Origin of the sequence: Dyadobacter subterraneus (assembly GCF_015221875.1) — a bacterium.
In the GTDB taxonomy this organism is placed as follows: Bacteria; Bacteroidota; Bacteroidia; order Cytophagales; family Spirosomataceae; genus Dyadobacter; species Dyadobacter subterraneus.
Map to the genome: position 1 here is coordinate 2,178,279 of NZ_JACYGY010000001.1, position 24,832 is coordinate 2,203,110.

A 24,832-nucleotide genomic window follows, 5' to 3' on the forward strand; every position below is an offset into this window, starting at 1 on the left:
TCTTCCTTCTCGATATTATCACTATCAATTTCCGAATACTTATCCTGCATATTACAAATTACTAACCGCGGGCATTGTCGAACCCTAATATTTTAATTCCATAAAGGCAAAGTTCGACTTATAATAACATGATGGATCTCGGTTGTGGGGAATAATACATGTAAGGTATTGGTGCAGTAACAGCTCTTTGCCAGATCTGTCAAACGCGATGAACAACTTGGAAAGAGGCATTCATTTTTCGTTTTGGGTCCCCTCGATCCGGATCGTAGTAAAGTCTATTTTTGTAACCGCTTTTAGCTGTCTGAAATTCGGCGATTAAAACGTAATCTAGATTGAATACATCAATGCACGGTTGGAGCTGATGAACGGGTCTTAAAGTTTAATATAGTCTAAATCGTGCACCTTAACCTTATTGCCAAGCTCACTTATACATACATACAAAGGTTCTACGTACGAAAACATCCCAATATAATTAAAGCCCCGAATGCTGTTCCAAAAACTGGTAATTGCATCCGTTAGAGTAACCCGCGTCCGCCAATAAATCATTCCTTTTTTCACCAGCCTGTCTTGCACTCTGCTAACCAAACCTGGGAGATACTTGGCTGTTACGGCAATCGGCAAAATCCGCTTGTATGTGGCTGCTAACGCCCTGAGTAGTGTCCACTGACATGCTGTAGTGGTAATTGAGTTTTCTTGCCTTACCGGGTTTAATGGAGATACGTGCATCCGGATCATGCGAATTGTAATGCGTCTTGTTACTGAGCAGTTCTGCTTTTTCATGCGATGCTCCGATCGTACCAACAGAATTGTCACGCAGGTTATCCTGATGTTTTTTTAACCTTTTGAGCTGATGCTCAGGCGCTGTTATCAATTTAGAAGCGATAGATTTTTCATTGTTTATATCCGGTTGATTTTCAGCAGCTACAATCGTAAAGTATTTTTCAACAGATTGAACTGGCTTTTTCAATTCCAGGTTTTCCATTGATGCATTCGCTTTTACAGGTGCGGAATCTATTGCCTGTGTATGTCCTGATACCATGCCTTTAAGGACCTCCTTTTTTACTCGCATTAGGGTCCTGACACCAAGAGCTACGTTTGTCCCAATAAGAAGCAGCTTAATTTTCGAAGTAGATATAAATTAAAACAACATGTTATCAGCTTCTATAAGGAATACGAATGAACTGGTTGCTTTTTTCTATAAACGTTGCTGTAAAGATATAATCGTACATTTAAACTCAATGAGAAACTTGATCTATTAAAGTAAAATGACAACTTTAACCCAGCGATTCTCAGCAATTCCTGTTTTAATGTGAAACTTTCGGATATGAATCGGAATATCTTCTGATAGCTTGTTCAATGCCTTCCTTGCGTTGAAAAAAAAGTCATTTCCAATCTTTTCTGTAGGAAAGCTATATATTGATCGGAAATAACCATAGAACAATGCAATTACTTTTATACCTTCTTCCGTAAATTCAGGTCCGCACCAAGGTAAATTTTCATACACTTTATCCATCACTTCGCGGTAGATGCTATCTACCTCAATCAACGCCATAGTCGATAGCTCCTGATTGAAATTGCCTAGATGAGTAAGGTTATTGCATTTTGAAACAAACCGATTAATGGACGAGGAGACAGAAGTTAAAGCGTCAAATCTCGCCTTGTCAGCGTTGGAAAAAATATAGGTATGGATTACTCACTATCATTTACTAATATGGAAGTTACGCCTTGGGTCGGAATGGTATTTTTGCGTCAGATTTTGGATAAAATGGGCTTTCGTGAGCACATTAAATCACGTAATTGTTTAGCAGCGCAGCATTCGAAACGAGGATATGAGGTTTCAGTAATTTAGAGTCATTTATTACCAGTGTATGGTGTTGGACTACACGGTTTTTGCATACCGAGGCCATCCGCTCGGACAGGGCGCTAGCTAAGATCTTAGTTTGGAAAACATTACTTTGTCACGATGTTTTGTCGGTAAGTTGTGAGTAAAAATATTAGTTGTGACCTTTGTTAGACAAATTGAAATCAATCGCTATTCTAAAATATGAATTTTAAAAGTTTACTAAGTATTGTTTTTTTTATCGGTTTTCAGTTTGTAAGAGCTCAGGGCACGGATACACCAACGATCCAAATATCAGGTATTGAAGCTGTTTGTACTCATAAGGAAATGAAGATTCCCGGACACTTCACTGGTAGTTTCAATGAAAATAATAGGTTCGCTGTCGAATTTGTTGAAGCAGCAACAAGGCGGGTTATCGCCAGCTATCCAGCTGTATATGAAACTGGATATTTCCTTTTTACGATAAACAATGACAATTTAGCAACGATTACTTCGATAGATTTCAGAATTTCTGCCTCAAGTCCCACGGTGACCAGCAACGTTGCTTATGGGTACCGATTTTATAATCGGGGGTCAATCTCCATGACTATGCCTGGGCAGGTTGGTGACACGTTAAACCCTGGTAGCAGAATCACAGCCATGTTCAGTACTACGTCCAATGTGCCGGTAAGCGTCACGATGAATGACAGTTCGAGGTTTGAAGTTCCAGCGAGATCCTATATTTACCAGAATTATTCTGCTTCGGCAAAAGGTGAAATTTTTATCGTAAAAGCCGAAAACGGCTGCGGAGTTCAGGTTCCTTCTCCGGAGAAAATAACATATAAACTCAACCCGATCTCGATAATTCCTCTTAAAATAAATAATACCGCGGTTTGTGCAGGAAGAGAGATCGAAATAAGTTATGCAACGAACAGCGGGGCGATTCCGGCTTCAGCAAAGTTCCGGCTCCGTTTTCAACAGCTAAACAAAGAGAACATAGTCGGTTATCCTAATTTTGAACTAGTTGCAACTCGTAAATCAGATGGCATATTGGTGGCGACTATTCCAGAGAGTGTTACACAAAATGCAGACTTAATTTACAGGATGGCAATAATTGTAGAGTCGCCGAATCTAGTGAGTCCATTTCTTGGCTACACTACAATATATAGAAAGCCAGTTGCGACCATAACGAGTCAAAGTAAAACTATTTCGATGGGAGATGAATTTGGGTTGGCATTTTCAGTTTCAGGCCCGGGACCTTTTGCTTTGGAGCTTAGTAATGGCGACGTTGCTTATTCGCAGTACAGCGATTACATCTATACAAACGTAAAACCTCTAAAAACAGAGACTTATTCCATCAAATCCCTGAAATCTGCGTGTGGGACTACCACAGATGTTCCAAAACAAAGTGTGACTGCAACTGTCGAGCCGGGAATTTATCTGCCCATTACCGAAAACAACAGGTTTGACAACAGAACGTTTTACAAATGCGAAAATCAGAAAGTAAGGTTGCCTTTCCAATCCAATGTTACGTTGCCTGCTGAAACAAAGTTTATCATTGAAGGCATTACTCAAAATGATAAAGTTTATCAGTTTGATGCGAAGATTGTGGGCGATTCTATTGAGTTTTTTATACCTGCTTCTCCAAAAGAATGGGTGGAGGAAGGATATTTCAGTATTAAAAAATTCAGGGCCAAATCGATGAACCCGACTTATTCTTCCAAGGAGGTGTATGGTTTTCCCATTTACGGAATTCCCAGGGTAAAGTATAATTTTTACATGCCAACAACCTTACCATATGCACAGAAGTATACCTACGACGTGCGGATCACTGGAGGGGACACGTTTTGGATCTCAGATCAAAACGACAATGAGGATTGGGGAGGGAACGATATGGTCATGGATATATTTGTAGACAAGACTGGGAATTATCAACCCAAATCTATTCGTAATGTGTGCTACAATGCTGAATCCATTCCACCAGTCAATCTAACCGTTGAAAACTATACCAGTATTGCACCGGTGATCACAGTCATCCCTTCTTCTGATAAAAGAGTGATATGTGATAACGGAGATGTAGAAGTGTACTTTGAGACCCTGGGGCAATTTGCGGATAATAACGAATTTAAAATTTACCTAACCGACAATCCTAATGCCCCTTTGCTGACGGTTAAAAAGCCGGGTAGGTATAAACTTCTACTTACGGATAAACAGGCATCTGAATTTCATAGGATAGGAGTGATTTCAACGAGCCCGGTAGTCAGGGACGAAAGTACTGTGCTAGTATACAGGGAAGTAAAACCTTATCTTGTGACAGACGGCAATAATGCCAACAGTGCAGAAAATCCATATTTGGTCAATTCTTATGACAGACCTAATGCAGACCTGTGGGGAATCAAAAGCAATTCATTTTACCAGTATGTTCCAATCACTGTTAATTTCTCGGGAGGTGGTAAGAATTATTCGTTCACAAGATTAGATCTTAGTCAGAATAATTATATAGATCCTCCTAAATCGGTAGTAACTCCATATACTTTGAAATCAGCCACCAATATATGTGGCACAACAGAGTTCAACAACACCGCATATGTTTTGTGGAAAGGATATGAAATAAATCTTATCGATTTTGTTAATACACGCAGCTTTTGCGTTGGCGAAGAAATGATCGCACGGTTTGGTGTTACCGGTGGGATACCTCCATCGGGCACAAAATTCAACCTACAGCTTTCCAAAGCCAACGGAAATTTCCAAACAATTTCCAGCGTCGAATATACGGCTGGTGAGTTCCGCGTCAGAATCCCTGAGCTTGCAACAGGTAATTATGAGGTACGCGTAATATCCGATGATCGAAATTATTCACGAAGCTACAACTTGCGGATAATTGCTAAACCAACAGGAACGATTGCCTTGGGAAAGGATTCTCCAAACCCTGCCGAAGGAATTCCTGCCGGGAGTTATGTTACTTTGGTCTACAATCTGACAGGTGGTGAGCCCTATGTTGTTTCAACCACAGGATTCAGTGAGACTGAAGTTAATAGTTCTAGTTATGAGGAGGGATATCAGTTTGTTCGTAGTGGGGTTTATCAGATAGAGTCGGTAAGAAACCAGTGCGGTTATGGAACGTTTTCGGGGAGTGTCGCCGCCAAAGTGACCCCTTTGGTTAAAAGAATGACCGCTGAAACGAACACGAGGTGTATTGGCGGATCAATTACCGCCACGTACTCAGTGGAAGGGGACCTGGAATCGGCGCAGAAGATTGGTTTTTATCTCTCCGCAGCAAATAACCAGAAAGTGGATTTGAGTTTTGTATCCAATAAGTCAGGCTCCGTCAACTTACCAATTCCATCAAATCTGGCACCCGGAGCTTATGTTTTGACGTGTTATATCACAGGAGTTAAAGAAGTTGCCAATTCTGAACCCATTTATTTGGACAAGGCGCCCGCTTTGGAAATTATTGGAACAACGACTATTAATGCAGGTGAAACAACCAATATCGAAGTACGGCCGAAGGAAATTGGCGGGAAGCCTGTCACTTTAACGCTTTCAAATGGAGCTTCGCAGGAGCTTTATTTTTCAGAATTGCGCAGCAATTACATTACTGTTTCCCCGGACGCGACCACAACTTACACAATCAAAACTGTAGAGAGTTTCTGTGGGCCAGTACCGTTTTCTGGAAGTGCCACGGTAATCGTCAACCCGGCATCAGTGCGGTCCGTTAAAATTAACTCGGTAGTTGGAAGCAGGGCCTATGTGACGTGTGAGGCAGATACCGTGCAGGTCTACTTTACCAAAACCGGAACATTCACGGCTGGTAATCGATTTGTGGCCAAGCTTTATGATAATCAGGGTAAGGTTATCGAAGGTATTGTGTCAATAGGGCAAGAGTCTCCCTTGAAAGTGATTGTGCCAACCGGGTTAGCAGCATCTAACACTTATCGTTTCCGTGTAGTGGCAACGGATGCAAATACAAGTTCTTCTGACAATGCCTGGCCCATTGTTTTCTCTGCAAAACCAACAGCCTCGTTCTTAAGCAATACAGTTACTGCCGATAAAGACGGAATGGCAAAAATTGTCGTCAAACTGGAAGGGACTGGTAGCTGGACGTATACCTATTCCAACGATTTGGGCTCTCATCAGAAAAGTTCACTCACCCCGGCGGATACGTTGTATCTGTCCAATGTCAATATCCAAACCTATAAGCTTCTATCGGTTTCTAATGTGTGCGGAGCAGGTAAAATCGTCGAACCATCATCGGTAAGTGTAGCACTTATATTAGGATTTGAAAATACATTGACAGAAGAAATTAAGATCGGCCCCAATCCGGTACAAAGTCAGCTCCGGGTCCAATTTGTCTCGGTTGCAAAACGATCAATTAAGCTATATACTTCGGCCGGAACTCAGATTCAGCAATTCGCCTCTTATGGGAAGGAAGCAGTAGTAGACTTCTCAGGCTACGCTTCCAGTATTTATCTATTGAAAATAGAGGAAAAAGGAATGACAAAGGTGATTAGGGTCGTGAAGTTGTAACAGGTAGCCGGTGCTCGCAGCGGTTTGCCATCAATGACAATGGATTAGCGTTTGAATTGCAGCCATTCATGTGAACTAGTTTGGATTTTATAGCCATTTGAATGTTAGTTTGTTATGCTTTGAAAAAGTTCATATATACAAAAGAGCGAAAAGTCATAATGGTTAATTAGCTTGAAACGAAAAACGGAGCGAGATTTGATTTTCGCTCCGTTTTTTTGATCTCTATTCGTGTCTTTGATCAGCAGATTCTGTTGATCGATAACGCGTTTTTGCTCCTGACGATACTCGTCAGATTTCTCAAAATCGTATACAGGCTCATAAATACCATATTCAATAAGATCAAGCTTGGATTCGATAAGACCGATTTTTTTTCAGCCGGGTAGACGTTTCATGTCCCCAATTATAGTTAGCACTTAATTCTTCTCGTTTCGAGATCATATCCGACAGATCTTTTCTACGAGAAACCATCTCATTATCAATGTCGATGATAGGACTGTAAGACTCGAAAAGCTTTTCTAGTTGAGCGATCCGCTCTAGCTCACGCTTTTTAAAGAAATCAAAAATACTCATCTTATGTCTGCTCAGGATGGAGGGTGACTGCTCACCAAAGCTAAAAAATTGATTTCTTACAGCGTTAAAAATCAAAATAAATCCACCTTCAATTTATCAAACAGGAAACAAGTAGCAATTTTGACTTGTTAAACGCAGATAACGAATAAAAACTCCTTTATTTCCGTGTAACTTTTATGCCCTACCTTGCTAAGTCTGGCCAGGCCCTCAAGCCCCTTGGCATTACAAAATGCTACCAAATCCTGGGGCGTTTTCAAATTTGATTCTTGTAGCGCCTTAATTGCGCGCAAACTAAGATCGAAATATGTATCCTCATGGTAACGTTCCTTAATAACAAGATGAGGAGAGTGAAAAAACGAACGCTCTATAAGTGTTTGAGCTTTGACAATTAACGGATTATGATCGGTCGTGAATGCTTCTAAAAGCGCGATGGCTTCGATGATTTGTTCCTCTTTGTATTTCATGACATGGTTGTTTTGGTTAATATCTGGATTTGTTTTTTTGAATAATTAGATGAGTCAGTGCGGGATCTTCCAGAATGCGTTCAAGCTCACTTTCAGCGATGCTTTGAACCTCCAGACGAATCTCGTTGTATTATATATCCTTCGGTTCAGCAAAATGGCAAAAAGTCCAATGTAGTGCTGTTTCCTGAGTCGGCAAGGCGCGTCGTCCTACTAGACAGAAAGACGCAGACCAAGAGCTTCATTATTATAGAGTAGGAGAAGACCAGTTCGAATACCACTTAGAAGAGAATGGACCGCTAACTTGGTTGGAAACAACCAATCATGACGCAACGTTACCACTGAATAAGAATGCAATTACTATTAAACAATTTATTGCGATCTCATACACGTCAAATTCTGATTCGATAATTTACAAGGAAGCCAGAACAAATAAGAAAAATGAGTTTGGAAGAGAAGCATTGTAATGACAGAAATCGAGCAACGCTTAATAGATAAGATCGAGATTTGTGCTACGGCCAATAACTTTAGGACCGTAGTAACAGAGCTTATTTTACGAGATTTTGCGGGAACGCTTGGGGCTCTTGGAAAGGAGAGACCGAAAGAGGCTCTAAACTACTATGAAGCTGCAATGCTGGTAGGCAAATGGCTAAAAAGTATCAAGCCATTCAGCAAACGCTAAGTTCATAGATACAACTACAACCAATGAATTGACAATACTTTTAGATGACCTACACCAATCTATACATACATCGGCGGATAAACAAGCTTTCACCGGAAACGCATTTCGTGAAGCATACTTCTACACATCTACCTCCGCATATGATTTTCAGTTCACAAGAATGCTCCCTAGGAAATATGAATATGATAGGCAATGGATTGAGAAACACACAGAAGTAGGACTAAATGAGTTTTAAGAATATTTTAAGTTTGTTAAAGCACGAATAGATTATAAAATCAGAAGAGAAAAGAGGAAGCGTAGATATATATTAAACGGCACCCATATCTATCAGAATCCTTTCATATTCAGCGAAGCAGAGCTTCATTCTACAAATCCAAACTATCGAAAAATTACTAAATTGTTTACTGGCCGATTAGGCAAAAAAATAAATGAAAATTTCAATTTGATTGACGACGAAAATGAATTTTTTGTCAAGCCAATTGTTCACCTACCGGACGGTACATACTTCATACCAATACCATACTTCTTAGCTGAGTCTATGTATCAGTCGCCATTCTACCAGATGATATCTAACGTTGACTACAAGGCTACCAGCCTGAATAACCGGGGAAAGGCCGACGAAAAAATTGTTTTTGAGTTATTTAGAAATGTTTACTCTGATCACCTTACATATCGAGGAATAAAAAAACCACTCGTGACAAGAGAACAACTGTCAGTGATATAGATATACTGGCTATCTATCACGAAACTGCGATCGTCGTGTAGGTTAAAAGTAAAAAATTAACATCAGTATGTCGCCAAGGTAATATAGAGTCGATACATTCTGACTTTGGCAAAGCGATTGAAAGTGCGTACATTCAAGGAAAGACATGCAAAGAGGCTATAACAAATAAGGCAAAGTATGACATTATTTCAAAAGATAGAAGCTTGATCAATGAGGAATTACAGCAAGTAGAAAACACAATAGTAGTATGTATGAATATGGATTCATTCCCATCTCTTATTTATGCAAATCACATTTTACTTTTTGAAAAACACGCGGGGTACCTTGTATGCTTCGATATATTCGATTTCGAGGCAATCACATCCCTCGCGAGTAGAGCTGGAAAATTCCTGCCGTTTGCCCCCCATTTCATGGAAATTATGGCAACTCGTTGGGCTATTCAATTATAACCGGTTCCGCAGGCATTAAAAACTTCACAAAAATTGAAGAAGAACCCAAGTACGCCGGAATTTCCAGTTGGTCAAATCTGCCACGGAATCCGATGGTCATACCGTCCGAATTCTCCAGCTCTCAGCTAAATCCTGTCTTACAAACTCAAAATGCTAAAAGATCATTTAACATTTCGCTCAGATTTTGCACAGGCAGCAGCTTGGCAAGGTCTGGAGAATAATGAATTTTTCTCCCATTATGTATTGTCGGTGTTTGTGAAAACGGTTTCGGAATTCGTCTACACTTTACATTTTACCATCTAAAATATTGGCTTTTAAGTTATACCTTAGATTGCTGAAAATTATAACGTCACGATTGATTGCGAGCTTTACCTAGAGAAGAATTATTCCGATCGTAAACTTTTTACGGGATTTGCTAAAGCGACTTTTAATGCTTGATAACTTATGGTAATCATTGCTATGGTTACAGCTAAAAATCCCGCTAAGCCAAATATCCACCAGCTAATACTTGTCCTATATGCAAAGTCTTGAAGCCATAGGTTTATTCCCCACCAGGCAATCGGAAAAGAAATAAGGGCAGCAATACCGATCAACTTCAAAAAATCATTGGAAAGCATCAGTATTAAGTTAGCTATACTGGCACCCAGTACCTTTCGAATGCCAATTTCCTTTATGCGTTGTTCAGCCGCATAGGCAACTAAACCAAATAGGCCAAGACAGGCGATAAGTATTGAAAAAAAGGAAAATGAAATAAATATTCTTCCAATATTTTGCTCAGACTGATAGAGGTGGTTGTATTCCTCATCCATGAAGGAATAAGAAAATGGCTGGCCGGCCATATTTGCGTATTTTGTATGATATAATGTTCTTATTTCAGAAATAAGCGTTGAGAGGTTTTGTGTTTCGACTCGAAAAGCCATAGCTCCATTATCTAATACATTTCTAAATACCAGGGGGGATATTTTACTACGTAACGAGCCAGCATTGAAATCCTTAACTACACCAATAATATGGAAAGGGACCCCACCTGGTCCATAAATGAACTTATTTAATGGTTGTCGGTATTTAAGCAATTTTGCAGCTGTTTCATTGATAATAACAGCTGAGGAGTCTGTCAACATCTGTTTGGAAAAGTTTCTTCCATCAGCCATTTGCATCCCTAATGTCGGGATATAATCTTCATCAACAGACCAAGTGGCCAATGCCATTGTTTGGTCTTTACTTAAAGCCGCATCCTTTCCGTAAACTTGAGTGTAATTATTAATAGATGTAGGAAGACAAGAGGTCATTGTCCCTGACTTAATACCCGGCATTTTTATCACATCTTTTAAAAAAGATTTTGCATTCGGGAATAATGCGCTTGTGTTTTTTAATATCAACACCTGATGGCGGTTATAGCCTAACTTTTTATTGCTAATGTATTTTAATTGTTCGTATATGACAAGCGTACCAACTATTAGAATTATTACAGTTGAAAACTGAAAAATAACCAAACCGTTACGAAGCATACTGCCTTTAAAGCCGATCGCCAGTTTACCCTTTAAAACTTTAATGGGTTGAAAGGCGGATAAGAAAAATGCCGGATATAAACCAGAAATAACACCAATTATCAATATAATTGATATTAGTGCCGGTATAAACCATATTTTAGGTAGCCAGCCCAACGTGATTTGCTTACCAGACATATCATTGAAATACGGAAGCAAAAGAATAGCTATAATAATAGCAATAACTACTGCTAAACAGCTTGTTGTAATTGATTCAATTAAAAATTGCCGAATTAATTGGGTTTTGTTAGATCCCAGAACCTTTCTAACCCCTACTTCTCTTGCGCGACCCGCAGATTGGGCTGTTGAAAGGTTCATAAAATTGACACAAGCGATCAATAATATTAAAATGGCAATTGCAGTAAATATATAGACGTATTCTGCATTACCCGATGGCTCTTGTTCATCCGTTAATGTAGAGTATAGATGAATTTTTGTCAAGGGGATCGTTACAAACCTGAAATGCCCACCGTTCTTTTCAAGTTCCGAAAATGAACTATGAAGATCTCTTAACAAAATAGGTTCCGCATGTTTCTTTGTCACTTCTCTGAGGTAATTGTCTAATGCATTTTGAGTAACACCAGGCCGTGATAACAAGTAAGTAACGTAACTTATATTGGACCAGTCAGGGAAATTGCTATCTGGTAATTCATTTATTGATTTAATAAAATCAAAATGCAAATGGGATTGTACAGGTGTGTTTTCAATTACCCCCGTGATTTCATAGTCTTGTGCATTAGCCATATGCATAGTTTTACCTATCACATCTATACTATTAAAATATTTTCTTGCAATATTCTCTGAAATCACCAGTGAATTATTATGTGACAAAGCACTTTTAGGATCTCCAGCAATCATGGGTAATGTAAATACATCAAACAATGCATTCTCTGCATAAAAGCAATTAGCCTCGCTCAAGATTTCATTCCCTTTTTTAACTAATATTTTCCCATTACTTTTAATGCGAACCGCATTTTCAATTTGTGGATAGTCCTTAAGCAATATGGAAGCCATCGCTGGGGGCGTCTGTCTGGCATTAAATTGAGTTCCGTTCACATTGAAGTCAGCATTAACACGGAAAATCCTGTCTGCCTTTAAATTAAACTTATCATAGCTTAATTCATCAATTACAAAAAGTGAAATAAGGAAACAAACCGCCAAACCCAGTGCTAATCCGGCTATGTTTATAGCAGAATAGGCTTTTTGTCTCCAAAGGTTCCTTAAGGCGACATTTAAATAATTTCTAAACATATAATTGCGGTTTGATTTTTCAGAAGCCCAATTTGGCGGGCTTCCCGAACGCAATATTACCGGCAGTATTCTTACCCGGGGTGCCAACTTATCAATTGGCACCTCTTTTTTTAAGCTATTCTTGTATTCCGCTGGGGTTCTGCCAGTCATCTCTTTGAAAACCCGGTTGAAAGTCGTTTTAGAATTAAACCCCGACTCATAGGCAATACCCAGCAGCGTGAGCCGGTCATAAGCCGGGTCCTGCATTTTTTGAGCAATTTCACGAACCCGAAATTCATTAATAAAATCGCTGAAATTCATTTCCAGCCCCATATTAATGATTCGGGACAGGTCATGTGGATGAATCTTCAGTTTCACCGCCAATGTGGTCAATGTCAGTTCGGCATCCTCGTAAAGGCGGTTTGCAACCACTGCCTCCTTTATTCTTCGCCCCTTCTCCCTTTCATCCGATCTGTCAGTTATCGGAATGGCCAGTTGTACACTGCCGTCCGGTTTTAGTATCGCTTCTGCGGCCATTCCGATCAGTACAAGGGCAACTGTAAAATAAAAGGTGCCACTAAACAGCGATAACACATAAAATAAGCCGAGCAAGAGCAGTGCGTTGTCCTGCCGTCTGAAAGTGGAACGAGTCCTGTCCATCAGCACCGGCCGCTGGCGACTATAGAAATCTTGTATCAACCGATGCGACAGGTACAAATAGATTATAACGGAAATTAAGACCAGCCAAGCCGGCATCAAATATGCGACAAGCAAAGGGCAAAAGTGCAACATATCTTTCCAGCGAAACCGCCGGTCTGGGGATATTAGCTGTTGTACATAAAAATACAACACTGGACCTAGCGCGGGTAAAAAAATAGGCGTAAGCCCGCCAGTCTTCAGTACGATCACGACTAAGGCCAAACTTAAAAACAGGTTGGATGTTTGCCCATTCCTTTTTGCAAATACTAAAAGCAGCGCAAGGGTCAGCCCAGAGAATAGGGTCCCCATGGAGGCCAGGTTAAACAGGCTGGTATGGAATATATATGAATTCAAGTAATTAGGATAATCAAACGCTGTTTCAAATTTATAGAATATTGATATATAGAAAAATTATATAGTGGGTAAAATGTTTCACCGGAATTGAATCTAGGGCCAGAATAGATGACTTATTCAATGCTTATGGAAACTGACAAATCTTTTTAGTTTACCCACCAATGAATCGGCGGTTTACGAGTGCCCGAAGTCGGTGGTATTTCGGAGAATCATCACATTCAATTAGGCTTTGAATTGATAATCATCTTACAAGTATGGGGTGGCTTTGATACCATCCGATTGATCAGATTTTCAAATATTCCCGCGCGTCCGCATCTTTCATTTTGTGCCGTGGGAAGTTTTTGATCAGAATTTAGATTACTCGTAAAGTGCTGAATCGGAATCGAACAAAACATGCTTGGTAAAGCTAAAAAAGCACTTTCCAAAAGGAAGAAAACCGAAATACCCCTTAGCTGTTCGCTGTGGGCTTCTATACCCCTTCCAGAACAGATGTCGAACCAATTCCTCGATGATTTACAAAAAATATCTAAATTGGTTGTGCATTGACGTATTTAAAGAGCTAAATATTTAAATGATGCTCATACAATTTTATGCGGTTCGAATCTCAGTGGGACCAAGTAAATCGTCGTTGACGTGATCTCGCTGGAATTTGCACCTAGTGCTAAAATCAACGTTTGCAATATTTTAGAGTGGTTTTGAAATTCGAACTCCCCGAATAAGGCACCTATTTTTTAAAACTTTTTTGTATGCAAAAACAATGATTTAAATATAAATGTTTGTATAAAAATCTAAATTTAATTGCATTACTAAACAATACCGTTCATGAAAAATTATTGAATTGCTACATTTAGAGATGTTAGCATAGCCAAGACTAATACTCGGCCCAACTTTAATATGCGGTTCTCCGTAACGATTCGTAACCATACGAATTCAATCACTGAATGTATACTTTTTTAAGATTAATTATACAATATCGTTCTTGCTTTTTGTAAAAATGAATTTATTTTCGCGTTAGAATGATTTTGCAGGATTATTATAGTTTTGTCATTGTCCAAATGCCTTTCTATATAAGTGGAATAACCTGGCCAACCTCCAGAATGATAAACGATTTTGCCATATTCTTTCGAATTCCCTACGAACCACCCAAATCCATAATTACTCTCTTTTCCATCGTTGGTTTTTACAGAATTAAATATTAGTTCTTTTTCTTTTGAATCTATCAATTTATCGGTATAAAGGGCTCTGTCCCATTTTAACAGATCCGCTGTTGTAGCGTTTACTGTTCCGTCGCCCACGATTCCATCCAGATAATAAGTGTAAAATTCTTTCCCAAAAGTATTGGGAAGCACTTTGTGTCCTGAGCTATCTGTAACATAACCAAGAGCATAATTATTTATTTTTTTTGGTTCAAATCTACTTCTGTAGATAAACGTATTTTTCATTTTTAATGGTTGAAAGATGTTTTCACTCAAAAATTGTCCAAATGTTCTACCTGATACTTTTTCTATTATCAACGCTAATAAAGTGTAACCTGTATCACTGTACTCGTATTTTTCGCCGGGTTGAAAAATAACTTCCGGTTTGTATTTCGCGAAGACATTTACAATATCCTGATTGGTAGCAATTTTTTTTTATCCCACTTTTGTTCAAAAAATTCTATATAGTCGGGAAGCCCGCCAGTGTGATTTAGTAAATTTCTTATGCTGATGTTTCCGTAAAAAGCTAGTTCGGGAGTATATTTTGAAATTTTGTCGTCATAGTTCAGTTTTCCTTGTTTTTCCAACAAAACAATTCCCATAGCAGTAAATTGTTTGGAAACAGATGCCAACTCAAATATGGTATGGTCATTAATTTTTTGCTCGGTTTTCTCATTAGCAAGGCCATAACTCTTTTCAAATATGATTTTCCCTTTGTCTGCAATCAGCACATTTCCATTGAACATTTTCTGCTTAAAAAGAGAGTTAACTAAGCTGTCAAGTTGCTTATATTGTGCTGATTGACCAAATGTGAGATTAAATAATAACAGTCCAATTGTAATCAGTAAAAATGTTCTTCTCATAAAGTGTTCTTTAGAATTGTCTGTGACGGGCAGTTATTGCTCAAAGGCGGGATTTGATGCCCTTAGTTCAGTGAATATATAAATTTTGATAGAAGCACAAAAGTTCAATTTAGCACTTCAACCCGTCTTTTGGTTGCTTTTTTATAGACCGGAAATATTTTTTTTGGCAAATTTCTATGGTTTATTTTAATTGTTTTGAAATCTCCGCCGCTGCTATCTGCTGTAAAAAGCCCTATTTTTCCTGATGTACGATCATTGAGTTTCTCAACTGTTAGTGAAGCTTGGGATGCATTATTAATGTACGCTTTAACAGTTCTGTTGTCAACCACAAGTTTCATGGTAAACCAATCGTTGGGGTGGGGCGGATCGATGATCTCTTTCTCAAAGACCCCATTTTTTTCCTTTCTTAATTTTTCCCAGGTAAAATTAGGCTGTGAAATATATTGCACGGCATGAATTCGCCTGACAGAATCAGCCGCAAAAAAATTGAAGGGACGGCAATAGACGGCGTCATAAGTGGTATCATTGACGCCGTGAAAGGCGATCCCAATGAAACTCCGCTGAAAAACATCCTTTCCCCGCATTTTAATTTCAATTGTACCGTTTTTAAAGTCCTTGAATGGTAGCCACACAATACCTTCCTTTTTACTTTCCAATATCTTTAGGTAAGCTCCTGTATCACTCGAAACAATTTGGACGTCTCTGTTGGCAGCCCTAGGATTCGCGCTGTTGTACAGGTTCGCGAGTTCGATGGTTTGCCGCGTCTGCCCAAGTAGCGAGCAGGGTAACAACATCAAAGAGAACATGTAAATAAATCTGATTCGTTTTTTCATCAAAAAGTTATTTAAAATTCCTATCTCTGCGCCCGTTGCATTTTTCCATTGTCGCAATTTCTGTTGTGGTAAAGTTTTTTTACCACGTTTTCTAAGGTTGCGCCATAAGCGTAGAGGCATTTTATTCCCTGAATTGTATCACATGAAAGATTTCAATATCATAGCTGGCCGGCTTTCTGATCATATTCCTTTTGCAGATCTTCAATTTGCTCTTCATAATTTTTTTTATCCATGAAGGCAGCCGGGTTGTAAGCACTGCCGGGCCGGTGCTTTGCTAACAGATCGAACTGTATGCCATGTGATGACAGCCAAATATCAAACTTCAGGTGCCTCATCGCATCCAGTGTATACGAGTAATCTTTAGCGATATCTGGATAAGTATGTACATCCGGGAATTTCTTCTCCGTAACTATGGTAGGCATATTGGCAATCAATACCCTGTACTTTCGCGTTTTGTCATTCACATCAAATAGATAACTGCAGGATCCTTTAGTATGCCCGGGATGATGGAGGATCGTTAATTTCATGCCGCCCAGCTTAATACTATCCGAATTGTGTAATAGGCGGTCAACTTTTACTGGTTCAAATACACGAACCTTTCCATCAAGATCATAATCAGAAAGGCCACCATCGGCTACAACCAGCGCGTCGGCGTAGTCTACCATCATTTTAGCACCTGTGACTTTTTTAATTGCTGCCATCGCCCCAAGGTGGTCGAAGTGCGCTTGGGTGGTCAGCAGTATTTTTGTGTCTGAAAGTTTAAAGCCCAGGGTTTTAATATTTGCTTTGATCAGTTGCGCAGACGATGCCAACCCGGTGTTGATCAGGATATTGCCTTTAGGCGTTACGATAAGAAAGCAAGCCAGATCGGCAGTACCTACATAATACAGGTTACCCACAATTTGAAACGGTGGAAAAGGCCTCGACCATTCGGGGTGCGTCTTTGTAGATGGTTCTACTACTTTTTGTGCCTGTACCAGGGAGTAACTATGTAAAATCAACAGGAGTAACAGGCACTTTTTCATAATGGGAATTTAGAGGTCTAAAATATTTTGCCAGGACTAACCCGAAATCAATGAATTCCTGAACATTCAGTAAATACAGCTCATGGGCTAAATTATTTAACTTTTAAGATTTTACTTTCAGTTATAATGTTGGATTTGATCATAACACTGTAGTTGATTTTAGAATACCCTTTCTTTTCCAGATCTTTTACAATAGGATTTAGCCCGCTTTCCCATTGATTGCAATGTGTAGGTATAGGCGGAACTGCAAACTCCCATTGCCCATGTTTAAAAGTGTACACGTTGTAATTGTGCCAGCAACTATGAAACCATTCCCGGAGTATGCCGATTTCATCTTTCCCATCACCATCGAGATCTCCCAGATTGACGGGTGTCCCGCCAATACAATCTTCAATCTCAATTGGAGGTGTATGTTCGTCTGAAAAACGTAGCCTAAGTACACATTTTCCATCGCACCCGGTTCCGTCAGCATTGAGCTTGGGTTTGATCACAGAAATTGATTCTTTTCGGTCACTTGCAGTGAAATGCCCTTCCACTAGGTGGGAATGGATATCATTCTTTTGATGCCTGTGATCATTTGATAGATAACCAGGACCAAGAAATAAGCCTGTGATTATAATAGATTTAAGTAATATCATGATTTTATATTTTTATTTATAACGCTCAAAGCGATAATATCACCCGAGGGGTTTTGTCCACCGCCCTTATCTTTTGAACAGGCCGCAAAGTTGATAAAATGATCAGCATATACGGTAACATCCTAGGTGTGTTAACCGTTTTGGCCGTAGTTCCGGTACTACTGATAATGTTCGTTAATAGTTTTTTTTGATAGATAATCATTTGGTGTTAAAAAATGGGCACAGTCTCATTATGGCGACTACTCAGTAGCAAATATTATAAGTTAACGAAATAAGCTTCAATAACTGGTGAGCAGTTTAATAGGCCCAACGATACCTTTATAGTATTTATACCACTTTTTTGACGAAAATATCTTTGCCTCCTTCAAGTTTAATTTGAAATCCTTTAATTCTGTTATTGCTTTGAATAAATTGATGGCTAATTCCAGGAGCCTGGTACATAAAAAAATCAGTGTCGGAAGTAAAATAAACTTGCCACTTTTGTCCCATTAACTCTAAAAATAAATTTCCGTTGTCTTGCGAAATGATGTACTCCCGATCATTGGAAGTATATTTGCCAGTATATTTCGTTAATTCACTACTGTCAATTTTTATAACTTTTTTCAATACGGGCTTATAGTAATTTTTCCATTTATAAACTATTGCAATGCTATTGATGATTTCATAGAGAATCGTCTTATCGGTAGAATTGCACATGACTATTGCGCCATTTCCATTTTCTACGCTACCAAAATACAGGCTTGTAAAACCTTCATTCACGCCACCATGCCTGAAATACTTGGTGCCATCTTTATCCTCAATAAAAACACCTAATGCTGAGGAATTATCCAGATAAGGCGTAAGCATAAGTTTCGTCATTTTTGGTGTAAGTAACTTATTTGATTTGCCTATTAATGATCTTTGGATTTCTATAACATATTTTGATAATTCGGTCGGATTCGTCCATAATCCGGCTGCTGCTTTTTCCGGATAAATATGATATTTCATCGTTACCTCCTGGTCTCCATTATAACCTGTAGCTAACTGCTTTAATTTGCTTTTTGATATTGTATTCGTGTAAAAGCTATTTTGCATCCCAATAGGTCTCAAAATATTGCTTTCCATGTAATCAGCATAATTTTTGCCGGATACATCCTCAATAATTAATTGGGAGATGACTGTTCCACCACCTGAGTACTTGTATTTTGAACTAGGTTCGAAAACAGACCTTACCACATCGCTGTTTGCAGGCTTACTTCCGCTTAAGATCTGGATGATATTTGGTACTGAATCTGTCTTCGCATAGCCATCGAAGCCACTAATATTTATACCGCCTGTATGGCTTAGTAGATTCAAAATAGAGATCTTCTTGCCCCTTGATACTGAATCATAAGGGAATTTCCAAGAACGTAGATAGCTATTTATATCGCTGTTTAAGTCGATGTTCTTGTCTTTTGCTAACTTCAACATGCCTAATGCATTGAGAGATTTACTCATTGAAGCCGCCTGAAAGAGAGTAAAAGGGGTGACCGGCCTGTTTTCTGCTGAATCAGCCCAGCCATAACCCTTAGCCCATTCAAGTCTACAATCTTTTATGACGGCAATGCTTAACCCTTTTATTTTATAGAAGTTCATACGTTCTTGCAAATTCCATTTAGGCGTATTTTCTATTTCTACCCAACTGGCTAAATTATTTTCAACTTGTGCTATTTTATTTTTAACCCCATCTGAATACTTGCTCTTTGTCTGTGACTTAAGTGTAACACACAAAAGCATTAATAGGAGCAACAAAAAGAAAGCTTTACTAGATTGATGTTTCATATTTTAAACTTGATTGCTGCTAACTGTCAATGTTTTGACATTCAGAGAAATGAAAATGAATCTATCTCTTGTATTTGTTGTATTGTTAATTGAATGCTTCACCATTTTTATCTGATGCGTCATGGTTTTTGTCCAGAACTGCTTGTGCCCGGGTTGTGATGCTGAATGATAAAAGCGTCGCACAATTGACCATGATTTTTTTCATAGTATTGAATGATTAAATTGGGTTTATTATTTTTAAATTCCAATCAATTTGTGGTCTGGTAGCTGCTACGTTAAGTTTGAATATTGCACCCCCTGCCTTTGGAGTTGTTTGTTTCACTTTGTATAGGTTATGCTTATTACGTTTCCTATCGATATTTTGAAGCGCATATATGACTGTAAGGCCCTGTATACAACTGGATTTAGATCTACTCAAACTGGTCATTTCCAGCCTTTGGAGGTTGAAAAATATTTGATTTTTTGAAAAGCCCTGCTTTTAGGCCTGAACCTATCGAACCTTCTGCTAATTGAAGGTAATTGCGTTTACTCTGATCCTTTTCGATGGTTACAGTTCCAGTTATTTGTATGTTTTTCATTTCCAAAAAATCTGTTGAAGTGGCATCATTTCCGCTCAATGGGCCACTTCCATATCCTGCCAATTTATCATAATTGACAAAAATGCAATTAGAAGCTTTATACCGGCGCGTGCTTCCTTTTTCTCTTATCCATATCGTACTCGTATTAGCTATGATATTATGATGAAAGTCGAACTCATCCCCATTGGTACCTTGTGTGGTCCAAACACCACAGAAATAACCACCGTATACCAATGAATATCTCATTGCGCCACGGCCGCCTGTCTTTCCATCGTTTTTCCAAAAAACAACCGGAATTTTACAATTGAAAAAAACACAATGATCGATAACCAGACCATAGCCATTGGCTATAACTCCGACATGTAACGGTAATACATCTACGTTTCCAGCGAACAGACATTGTGTTACAAGCAAATCATCCAGCTTTTTTCCATCGCGCCATATCGGGTAAGATCGCCGTAAATTATTTTCATCGAGATAAGTATAATCTGGACTGCCTGTAAACCGTAGCCCTTCAATAGTAACATGGCTTACCTCGGGTTGTATACCTTTTGCTTCTTCTCCGCCAACACCAGGCTCAAGGGGGACGACGGTTATGACGACCGGCATTTTACGAGGGGTCCAGCCCGTATCATCAGGCATCCCTTCCGCGCGGATGATGAGACGGTTATTAAGGCTATATTTATCATTGTTAAAAAGGACGGTTTGTGTGAGCAGATGAACACCTTCTGAAAGAATGATCGTTGTTTCTTCCTGCGCTTTGTTTTGGTTGACGCGCCTGGCTGCCTCAGCCAGTGTCTTTAACGGCTGGGCCTTTAATCCGGAATTGGTGTCTTTACCTGCCTGGGGATTTACATATAATTGTTCTGCCTTTACCCGAAGCAGGTTTAAAACTACGAATAAAAGACAAAGTGCAGTGAATTTTATCATATTCCTTTTTTTTGTAAAATTGGGAATATTCATACCGTGCAAAAAGGTCATTTTGTATTTAAAATTGTCATTTATATTTTTTTCCGGTACAGATGAGGCGTTACTTGGGTGAACTTTTTGAAGAAACGATTAAAATTAGATGGATCAGAGAATCCAAATTGGTAGCAGATCTCCTTTGCAGATTTGTTTTGACGCAGTTCTTTCTTTATTTCTGAAATCAACTTGTTATGGATCATTTGCTTCGCTGATGACCCGCTGAATTGCCTGCAAATTTTATTAAGATATCCCGGGCTGACGTTGAGCATTTTGCTATAGGTTTCAACAGTCTGGTCCTGTAAAAATCTTTTTTCCAGTAAAGACCGGAATCTATAGAAATCGGGTTGAATATACGTATCGCGCTGAACATCGTAAACATCCGCATAATAGCGGTTGAGCACAATAAGAAGCTGATACAGAATTGATCTGATCAAATGATTGCTATCATTCTGGATCTGTTCAAACTCCTGCTCAATTTCCTGTAAAAGTGCCAGACATTTCCCGAATGATCTTTCAGCTATATGCATTTCGGCAGGATGTAGATACTGATGAAAGTATTGAAGCCGGTACAGAAATAGTTCATCCGAAAAAAATAGATGGAGAAAATCTTTGTCAAAGAATAGGGTGTAGCCTTTTACCTTCTCCTCAATTTCCCATCGGCGAACTTGCCCGGGGCTGATGAAAATGATTGCCCGCGGGGCTATCGACATTTTGTTTTCATCCAGGGTAAACGTTCCCGATCCCTCCTGGATAAAAATGATCTCGTAAAAACTAACTTGATGTAATGTGCTGTCTAACACATAATGTTTCAACGTTTCAATATGCCCGATATCCAATAACAATTCTAAACCATATTTATAAGGTAGAAAATGATATGTTCTAATTGGTCGGATTGATCCCATTTTTTTAAAATCTATAGTAGTTCAAATTATACTGATAAAAATACGAATTCTCAGTTTCTCTATATTTGTAGACTCGAACAAATTTAATCAACTCTACCTTACTACAAAGTTCCATGGAAACAATCAACCTGGACATTTCTGCATGCTTGACCATGCTGTTTCATGCGAATTAGACCAATGATTTGTGTTTATAATCATCAAATCTAAGTATTTAAATCAGCAAGTTAGCATGGTCAAAGTGTAGCGTAACGCGCTGAATTCTTTTTAGGAACGCGTTGACCATGGCTCCGGAATATGTAACATTATCTCTGCCTCCAGGTTTGATGTAAGAGAGATTTACCATATCATAAAAAAACAAAGTTAACTATATAGTTGACTTTGTTTTTTTATATATATTTGTGGTCACAAAATAAACATTAAATGAATTCTGACTTTATCAAAGATCTGGGGTACAAGGCACTCGATAGCAGATTGAAAAGGATCAGTGATCGCATATCCCATGATGTGCGAAGATTTTATAAAGAACTCGGTATAGATATCGAGCCAAATTGGTACCTTATATTTATGCTGTTGCAAAACGCGGAAGAAATACCCATTGCAGCTATTGCCGAGTGCTTGGGATATACGCATCCTTCGGTAGCGATTATTGTCAAAAAGATGGCAGAAAAAGGCTATCTGCATGTTAAAAAGGACAGTGAAGACAAGCGAAAGCAGATGGTTTCACTATCAGACAAAGCAATGAAAATGTTGCCGCAGTTAGAGCAGATCTGGCAAAGTTGCGAAAGAGCGATCTTAAAAATGTTAGCTGATGATCTGGGTATCCTTCACTACCTGGACAGCATAGATATGGAATTGAAAAACAAGTCTTTTAATAATAGGTTCAAGGAAGAATTCTTAAAAACAAATATCAAATGAAGGTCCTGATTTTTGTTACGGCATTTCTTTTCTATTGTAACATTGTTTCTGCCACCGAAACAAAAATAATAGTAAGGGCAAAAGCGAGAGATGCAAAATTTATTGGCAGCTCTATTGGCGGGGCTTATGTAATTATCAGAAATAAGATAAATCAGGAGATTTTGGCTGAAGGTAAAACAACCAGCAGTACGGGTAATACAGATCTGATCATGAAAAATCCTAAAACAGGAAGAGGTATAGTCGTTGATGCCCAAACAGCAGGTTTCCTAGCCAAAATTGATATTGACGAACCCGTATTCGTTAGCATTGAGGTGGTCTCTCCATTTAATCACAAGCAGGCACAAGCAAAAGTTAGTACTGAATTATGGCTGATTCCCGGTCGGGATATTTTAGGAGATGGAATCATCCTGGAAATTCCGGGATTCATCTTTGATATTTTAAAACCGCGTACCCACCAGTACATCCCCCTGAACACCGTTAAAGACAGGCCCTTCCAAATTCAGGCTAACGTTGTGATGATGTGCGGATGCGTTGTTGAAAAAGGGGGCGTTTGGAACTCCGATGAGATTGAAGTGATCGGCATACTAAAAAGAGATGGAAAACATATCAAAGACATTAAAATGTCATTGATATCGACAAATCTATTTGAGGGCGATTACCTTCTAAATGCAGCAGGAAACTACGAACTGATCTTGTACGCTTACAACGAAAAGACAGGTAATACAGGCGTTGATAAAGTAAATTATGTAATTTATGAATAGCGAAAGATCATTTACATCAATTATAAAAGTTAAGACTCTGTTTTTTTTTGCTTGCCTGTCGCTCTCCATACCATGTGTATTTGGTGAAACGCCGTATCCAATTTCTGAACGACGAAATCCTACTCAGGATTCAATAGAAAGAATAATAACTCAGGAAGTGGCTAAGTTGATGAAATCCACTGGTTACACAGTGGTGTCGGGCGCTATGTATATAGGAGGTAAAATACACCAATTTCATTATGGCAAAATAGGTAATGGTAAAACACCAGACAGTAATACGATATATGAAATAGGCTCGATAACCAAAACCTATACCGGATTGTTGCTTTCCCAAGCTGTATATGACCATAAAATCAACCTCGATGATGATATAAGATCTTATCTTGATGATAACTATCCAAACCTGATTTTAAGCGGTAACAAGCCGATAACATTTCGTCATCTAATTACCCATACATCAGGACTTCCCCCGACTATCAACTGTAATGACAGTGCGCAAACAACAGATGAACAATTAGATTGCTTTAGACTTTTTAGAAAAGAAGACTTTTTTAAACAATTAAAAAATGTCAAACTAACTAACAATTCGGGTAAAAATTATCAGTACTCAGGTGTTGGGATCCAGTTGACCGGGTATATTCTAGAGCATGTTTACAAATCGTCGTTCCATGAACTATTTCAAAAATATATCTTTTCCCGTTCGGGTGAACAAAACACTTTTTCGAAGTTGAAAAATGATGGAAATTCTAATGTGTCTGTCGGAAAAAATAATGAGGGAGCGCCTATGCCCATAATAAATGGGTATTACAATTATGCAGGAGGCTTAAAATCTTCAACAAGTGCCATGCTTAATTATATGAAGATGTATTTGGAGAGTAATGACAAAGTCGTTAAACAGGCAATGGATCGGTTGGCTGGCGATGTCCAGTATGGAAGAGCGTATGCCTGGAATACGTATAATTATGACAAAGAGAACAAAATGTTATACCATAACGGAGGCACCTTTGGCCATTCTTCCTGGATTGCGCTATATCCGGATCAAAAAATTGGCATATTTATAGTAACTAATATTGTGACAGCCGATTCCCAAAGCAAATTGAATGAGTTATCAAATAGCATCATCAGTAAAAGTACAAATGGATCTAACTAACGCTCACTATGCACCGATACGTATAGCCATTATAGAAGGGTCTTCGCCTGTTACGGGATGGTTTAAGTTCCCTTTCTCTTAAACTTTCCATATACTTGCTTAATACCGCAAAGAAACGTATCGCTCCGACAATACCCGTCTTG

The 24,832-nt window shown here is 38.8% G+C and carries 17 protein-coding genes; 5 read left to right on the forward strand and 12 right to left on the reverse strand.

Features of this window, described 5'->3' with window-relative positions; genetic code table 11:
- Nucleotides 1-577: 577 nt before the first annotated feature.
- Nucleotides 578-1,039 carry a hypothetical protein gene (locus IEE83_RS09000; protein WP_194120259.1) on the reverse strand — a complete coding sequence of 154 codons (462 nt, stop codon included), beginning with the start codon at nucleotides 1,037-1,039 and terminating at the stop codon, nucleotides 578-580.
- 216 nt (nucleotides 1,040-1,255) lie between these two features.
- Nucleotides 1,256-1,552: a hypothetical protein gene (locus IEE83_RS09005; protein ID WP_194120260.1), complete on the reverse strand. Its 297-nt coding sequence runs from the start codon at nucleotides 1,550-1,552 to the stop codon at nucleotides 1,256-1,258.
- 492 nt (nucleotides 1,553-2,044) lie between these two features.
- Here IEE83_RS09005 and IEE83_RS09010 point away from each other — a divergent pair, with 492 nt between their 5' ends.
- A complete protein-coding gene (locus tag IEE83_RS09010) occupies nucleotides 2,045-6,346 on the forward strand; it encodes a T9SS type A sorting domain-containing protein (protein WP_194120261.1) in 4,302 nt (1,433 codons plus the stop codon).
- A gap of 698 nt (nucleotides 6,347-7,044) precedes the next feature.
- Here the strand turns inward: IEE83_RS09010 and IEE83_RS09015 are convergent.
- A complete protein-coding gene (locus IEE83_RS09015; protein ID WP_194120262.1) occupies nucleotides 7,045-7,380 on the reverse strand; it encodes a DNA-directed RNA polymerase subunit alpha C-terminal domain-containing protein in 336 nt (111 codons plus the stop codon).
- A gap of 463 nt (nucleotides 7,381-7,843) precedes the next feature.
- On the opposite strand from IEE83_RS09015, the gene IEE83_RS32890 reads away from it, so the two are divergent.
- Nucleotides 7,844-8,059, forward strand: a complete 216-nt coding sequence (locus tag IEE83_RS32890; protein ID WP_228101740.1) for a hypothetical protein — start codon at nucleotides 7,844-7,846, stop codon at nucleotides 8,057-8,059.
- 1,556 nt (nucleotides 8,060-9,615) lie between these two features.
- On the opposite strand, the gene IEE83_RS09020 is transcribed toward IEE83_RS32890, so the two are convergent.
- The 9 genes from IEE83_RS09020 to IEE83_RS09055 form a co-directional block, all read right to left on the reverse strand.
- Nucleotides 9,616-13,017: an ABC transporter permease gene (locus tag IEE83_RS09020; protein WP_194120263.1), complete on the reverse strand. Its 3,402-nt coding sequence runs from the start codon at nucleotides 13,015-13,017 to the stop codon at nucleotides 9,616-9,618.
- A 1,004-nt stretch (nucleotides 13,018-14,021) separates the two neighbouring features.
- Nucleotides 14,022-14,687, reverse strand: coding sequence for a serine hydrolase domain-containing protein (locus tag IEE83_RS33265; RefSeq protein WP_310588575.1), 666 nt, complete (start codon nucleotides 14,685-14,687; stop codon nucleotides 14,022-14,024).
- Nucleotides 14,663-15,121 carry a serine hydrolase domain-containing protein gene (locus tag IEE83_RS33270; protein WP_262893221.1) on the reverse strand — a complete coding sequence of 153 codons (459 nt, stop codon included), beginning with the start codon at nucleotides 15,119-15,121 and terminating at the stop codon, nucleotides 14,663-14,665. The genes IEE83_RS33265 and IEE83_RS33270 overlap by 25 nt, the downstream gene beginning before the upstream one ends.
- A gap of 104 nt (nucleotides 15,122-15,225) precedes the next feature.
- Nucleotides 15,226-15,954, reverse strand: a complete 729-nt coding sequence (locus tag IEE83_RS09030) for a hypothetical protein (protein WP_194120264.1) — start codon at nucleotides 15,952-15,954, stop codon at nucleotides 15,226-15,228.
- A 158-nt stretch (nucleotides 15,955-16,112) separates the two neighbouring features.
- Nucleotides 16,113-16,979 (reverse strand): subclass B3 metallo-beta-lactamase, encoded by an 867-nt coding sequence (bla, locus tag IEE83_RS09035; protein WP_194120265.1) that lies wholly within the window; start codon nucleotides 16,977-16,979, stop codon nucleotides 16,113-16,115.
- Nucleotides 16,980-17,071: 92 nt separating this feature from the next.
- Nucleotides 17,072-17,617 (reverse strand): hypothetical protein, encoded by a 546-nt coding sequence (locus tag IEE83_RS09040; RefSeq protein WP_194120266.1) that lies wholly within the window; start codon nucleotides 17,615-17,617, stop codon nucleotides 17,072-17,074.
- A gap of 327 nt (nucleotides 17,618-17,944) precedes the next feature.
- Nucleotides 17,945-19,417, reverse strand: a complete 1,473-nt coding sequence (locus IEE83_RS09045) for a serine hydrolase (protein ID WP_194120267.1) — start codon at nucleotides 19,415-19,417, stop codon at nucleotides 17,945-17,947.
- Between the two features lie 410 nt (nucleotides 19,418-19,827).
- Nucleotides 19,828-20,925, reverse strand: a complete 1,098-nt coding sequence (locus tag IEE83_RS09050) for a hypothetical protein (protein ID WP_228101741.1) — start codon at nucleotides 20,923-20,925, stop codon at nucleotides 19,828-19,830.
- A gap of 71 nt (nucleotides 20,926-20,996) precedes the next feature.
- A complete protein-coding gene (locus tag IEE83_RS09055; protein WP_194120269.1) occupies nucleotides 20,997-21,863 on the reverse strand; it encodes a helix-turn-helix domain-containing protein in 867 nt (288 codons plus the stop codon).
- 420 nt (nucleotides 21,864-22,283) lie between these two features.
- Here IEE83_RS09055 and IEE83_RS09060 point away from each other — a divergent pair, with 420 nt between their 5' ends.
- From IEE83_RS09060 to IEE83_RS09070, 3 genes are read left to right on the forward strand one after another with little or no spacing between them, the layout of a single operon-like run.
- The gene (locus IEE83_RS09060; protein ID WP_194120270.1) at nucleotides 22,284-22,778 is read left to right on the forward strand and encodes a MarR family winged helix-turn-helix transcriptional regulator; all 495 of its coding nucleotides are present in this window, start codon (nucleotides 22,284-22,286) and stop codon (nucleotides 22,776-22,778) included.
- The gene (locus tag IEE83_RS09065; RefSeq protein WP_194120271.1) at nucleotides 22,775-23,539 is read left to right on the forward strand and encodes a hypothetical protein; all 765 of its coding nucleotides are present in this window, start codon (nucleotides 22,775-22,777) and stop codon (nucleotides 23,537-23,539) included. The genes IEE83_RS09060 and IEE83_RS09065 overlap by 4 nt, the downstream gene beginning before the upstream one ends.
- A complete protein-coding gene (locus IEE83_RS09070) occupies nucleotides 23,532-24,689 on the forward strand; it encodes a serine hydrolase domain-containing protein (RefSeq protein WP_194120272.1) in 1,158 nt (385 codons plus the stop codon). The genes IEE83_RS09065 and IEE83_RS09070 overlap by 8 nt, the downstream gene beginning before the upstream one ends.
- Nucleotides 24,690-24,832 lie beyond the last annotated feature (143 nt).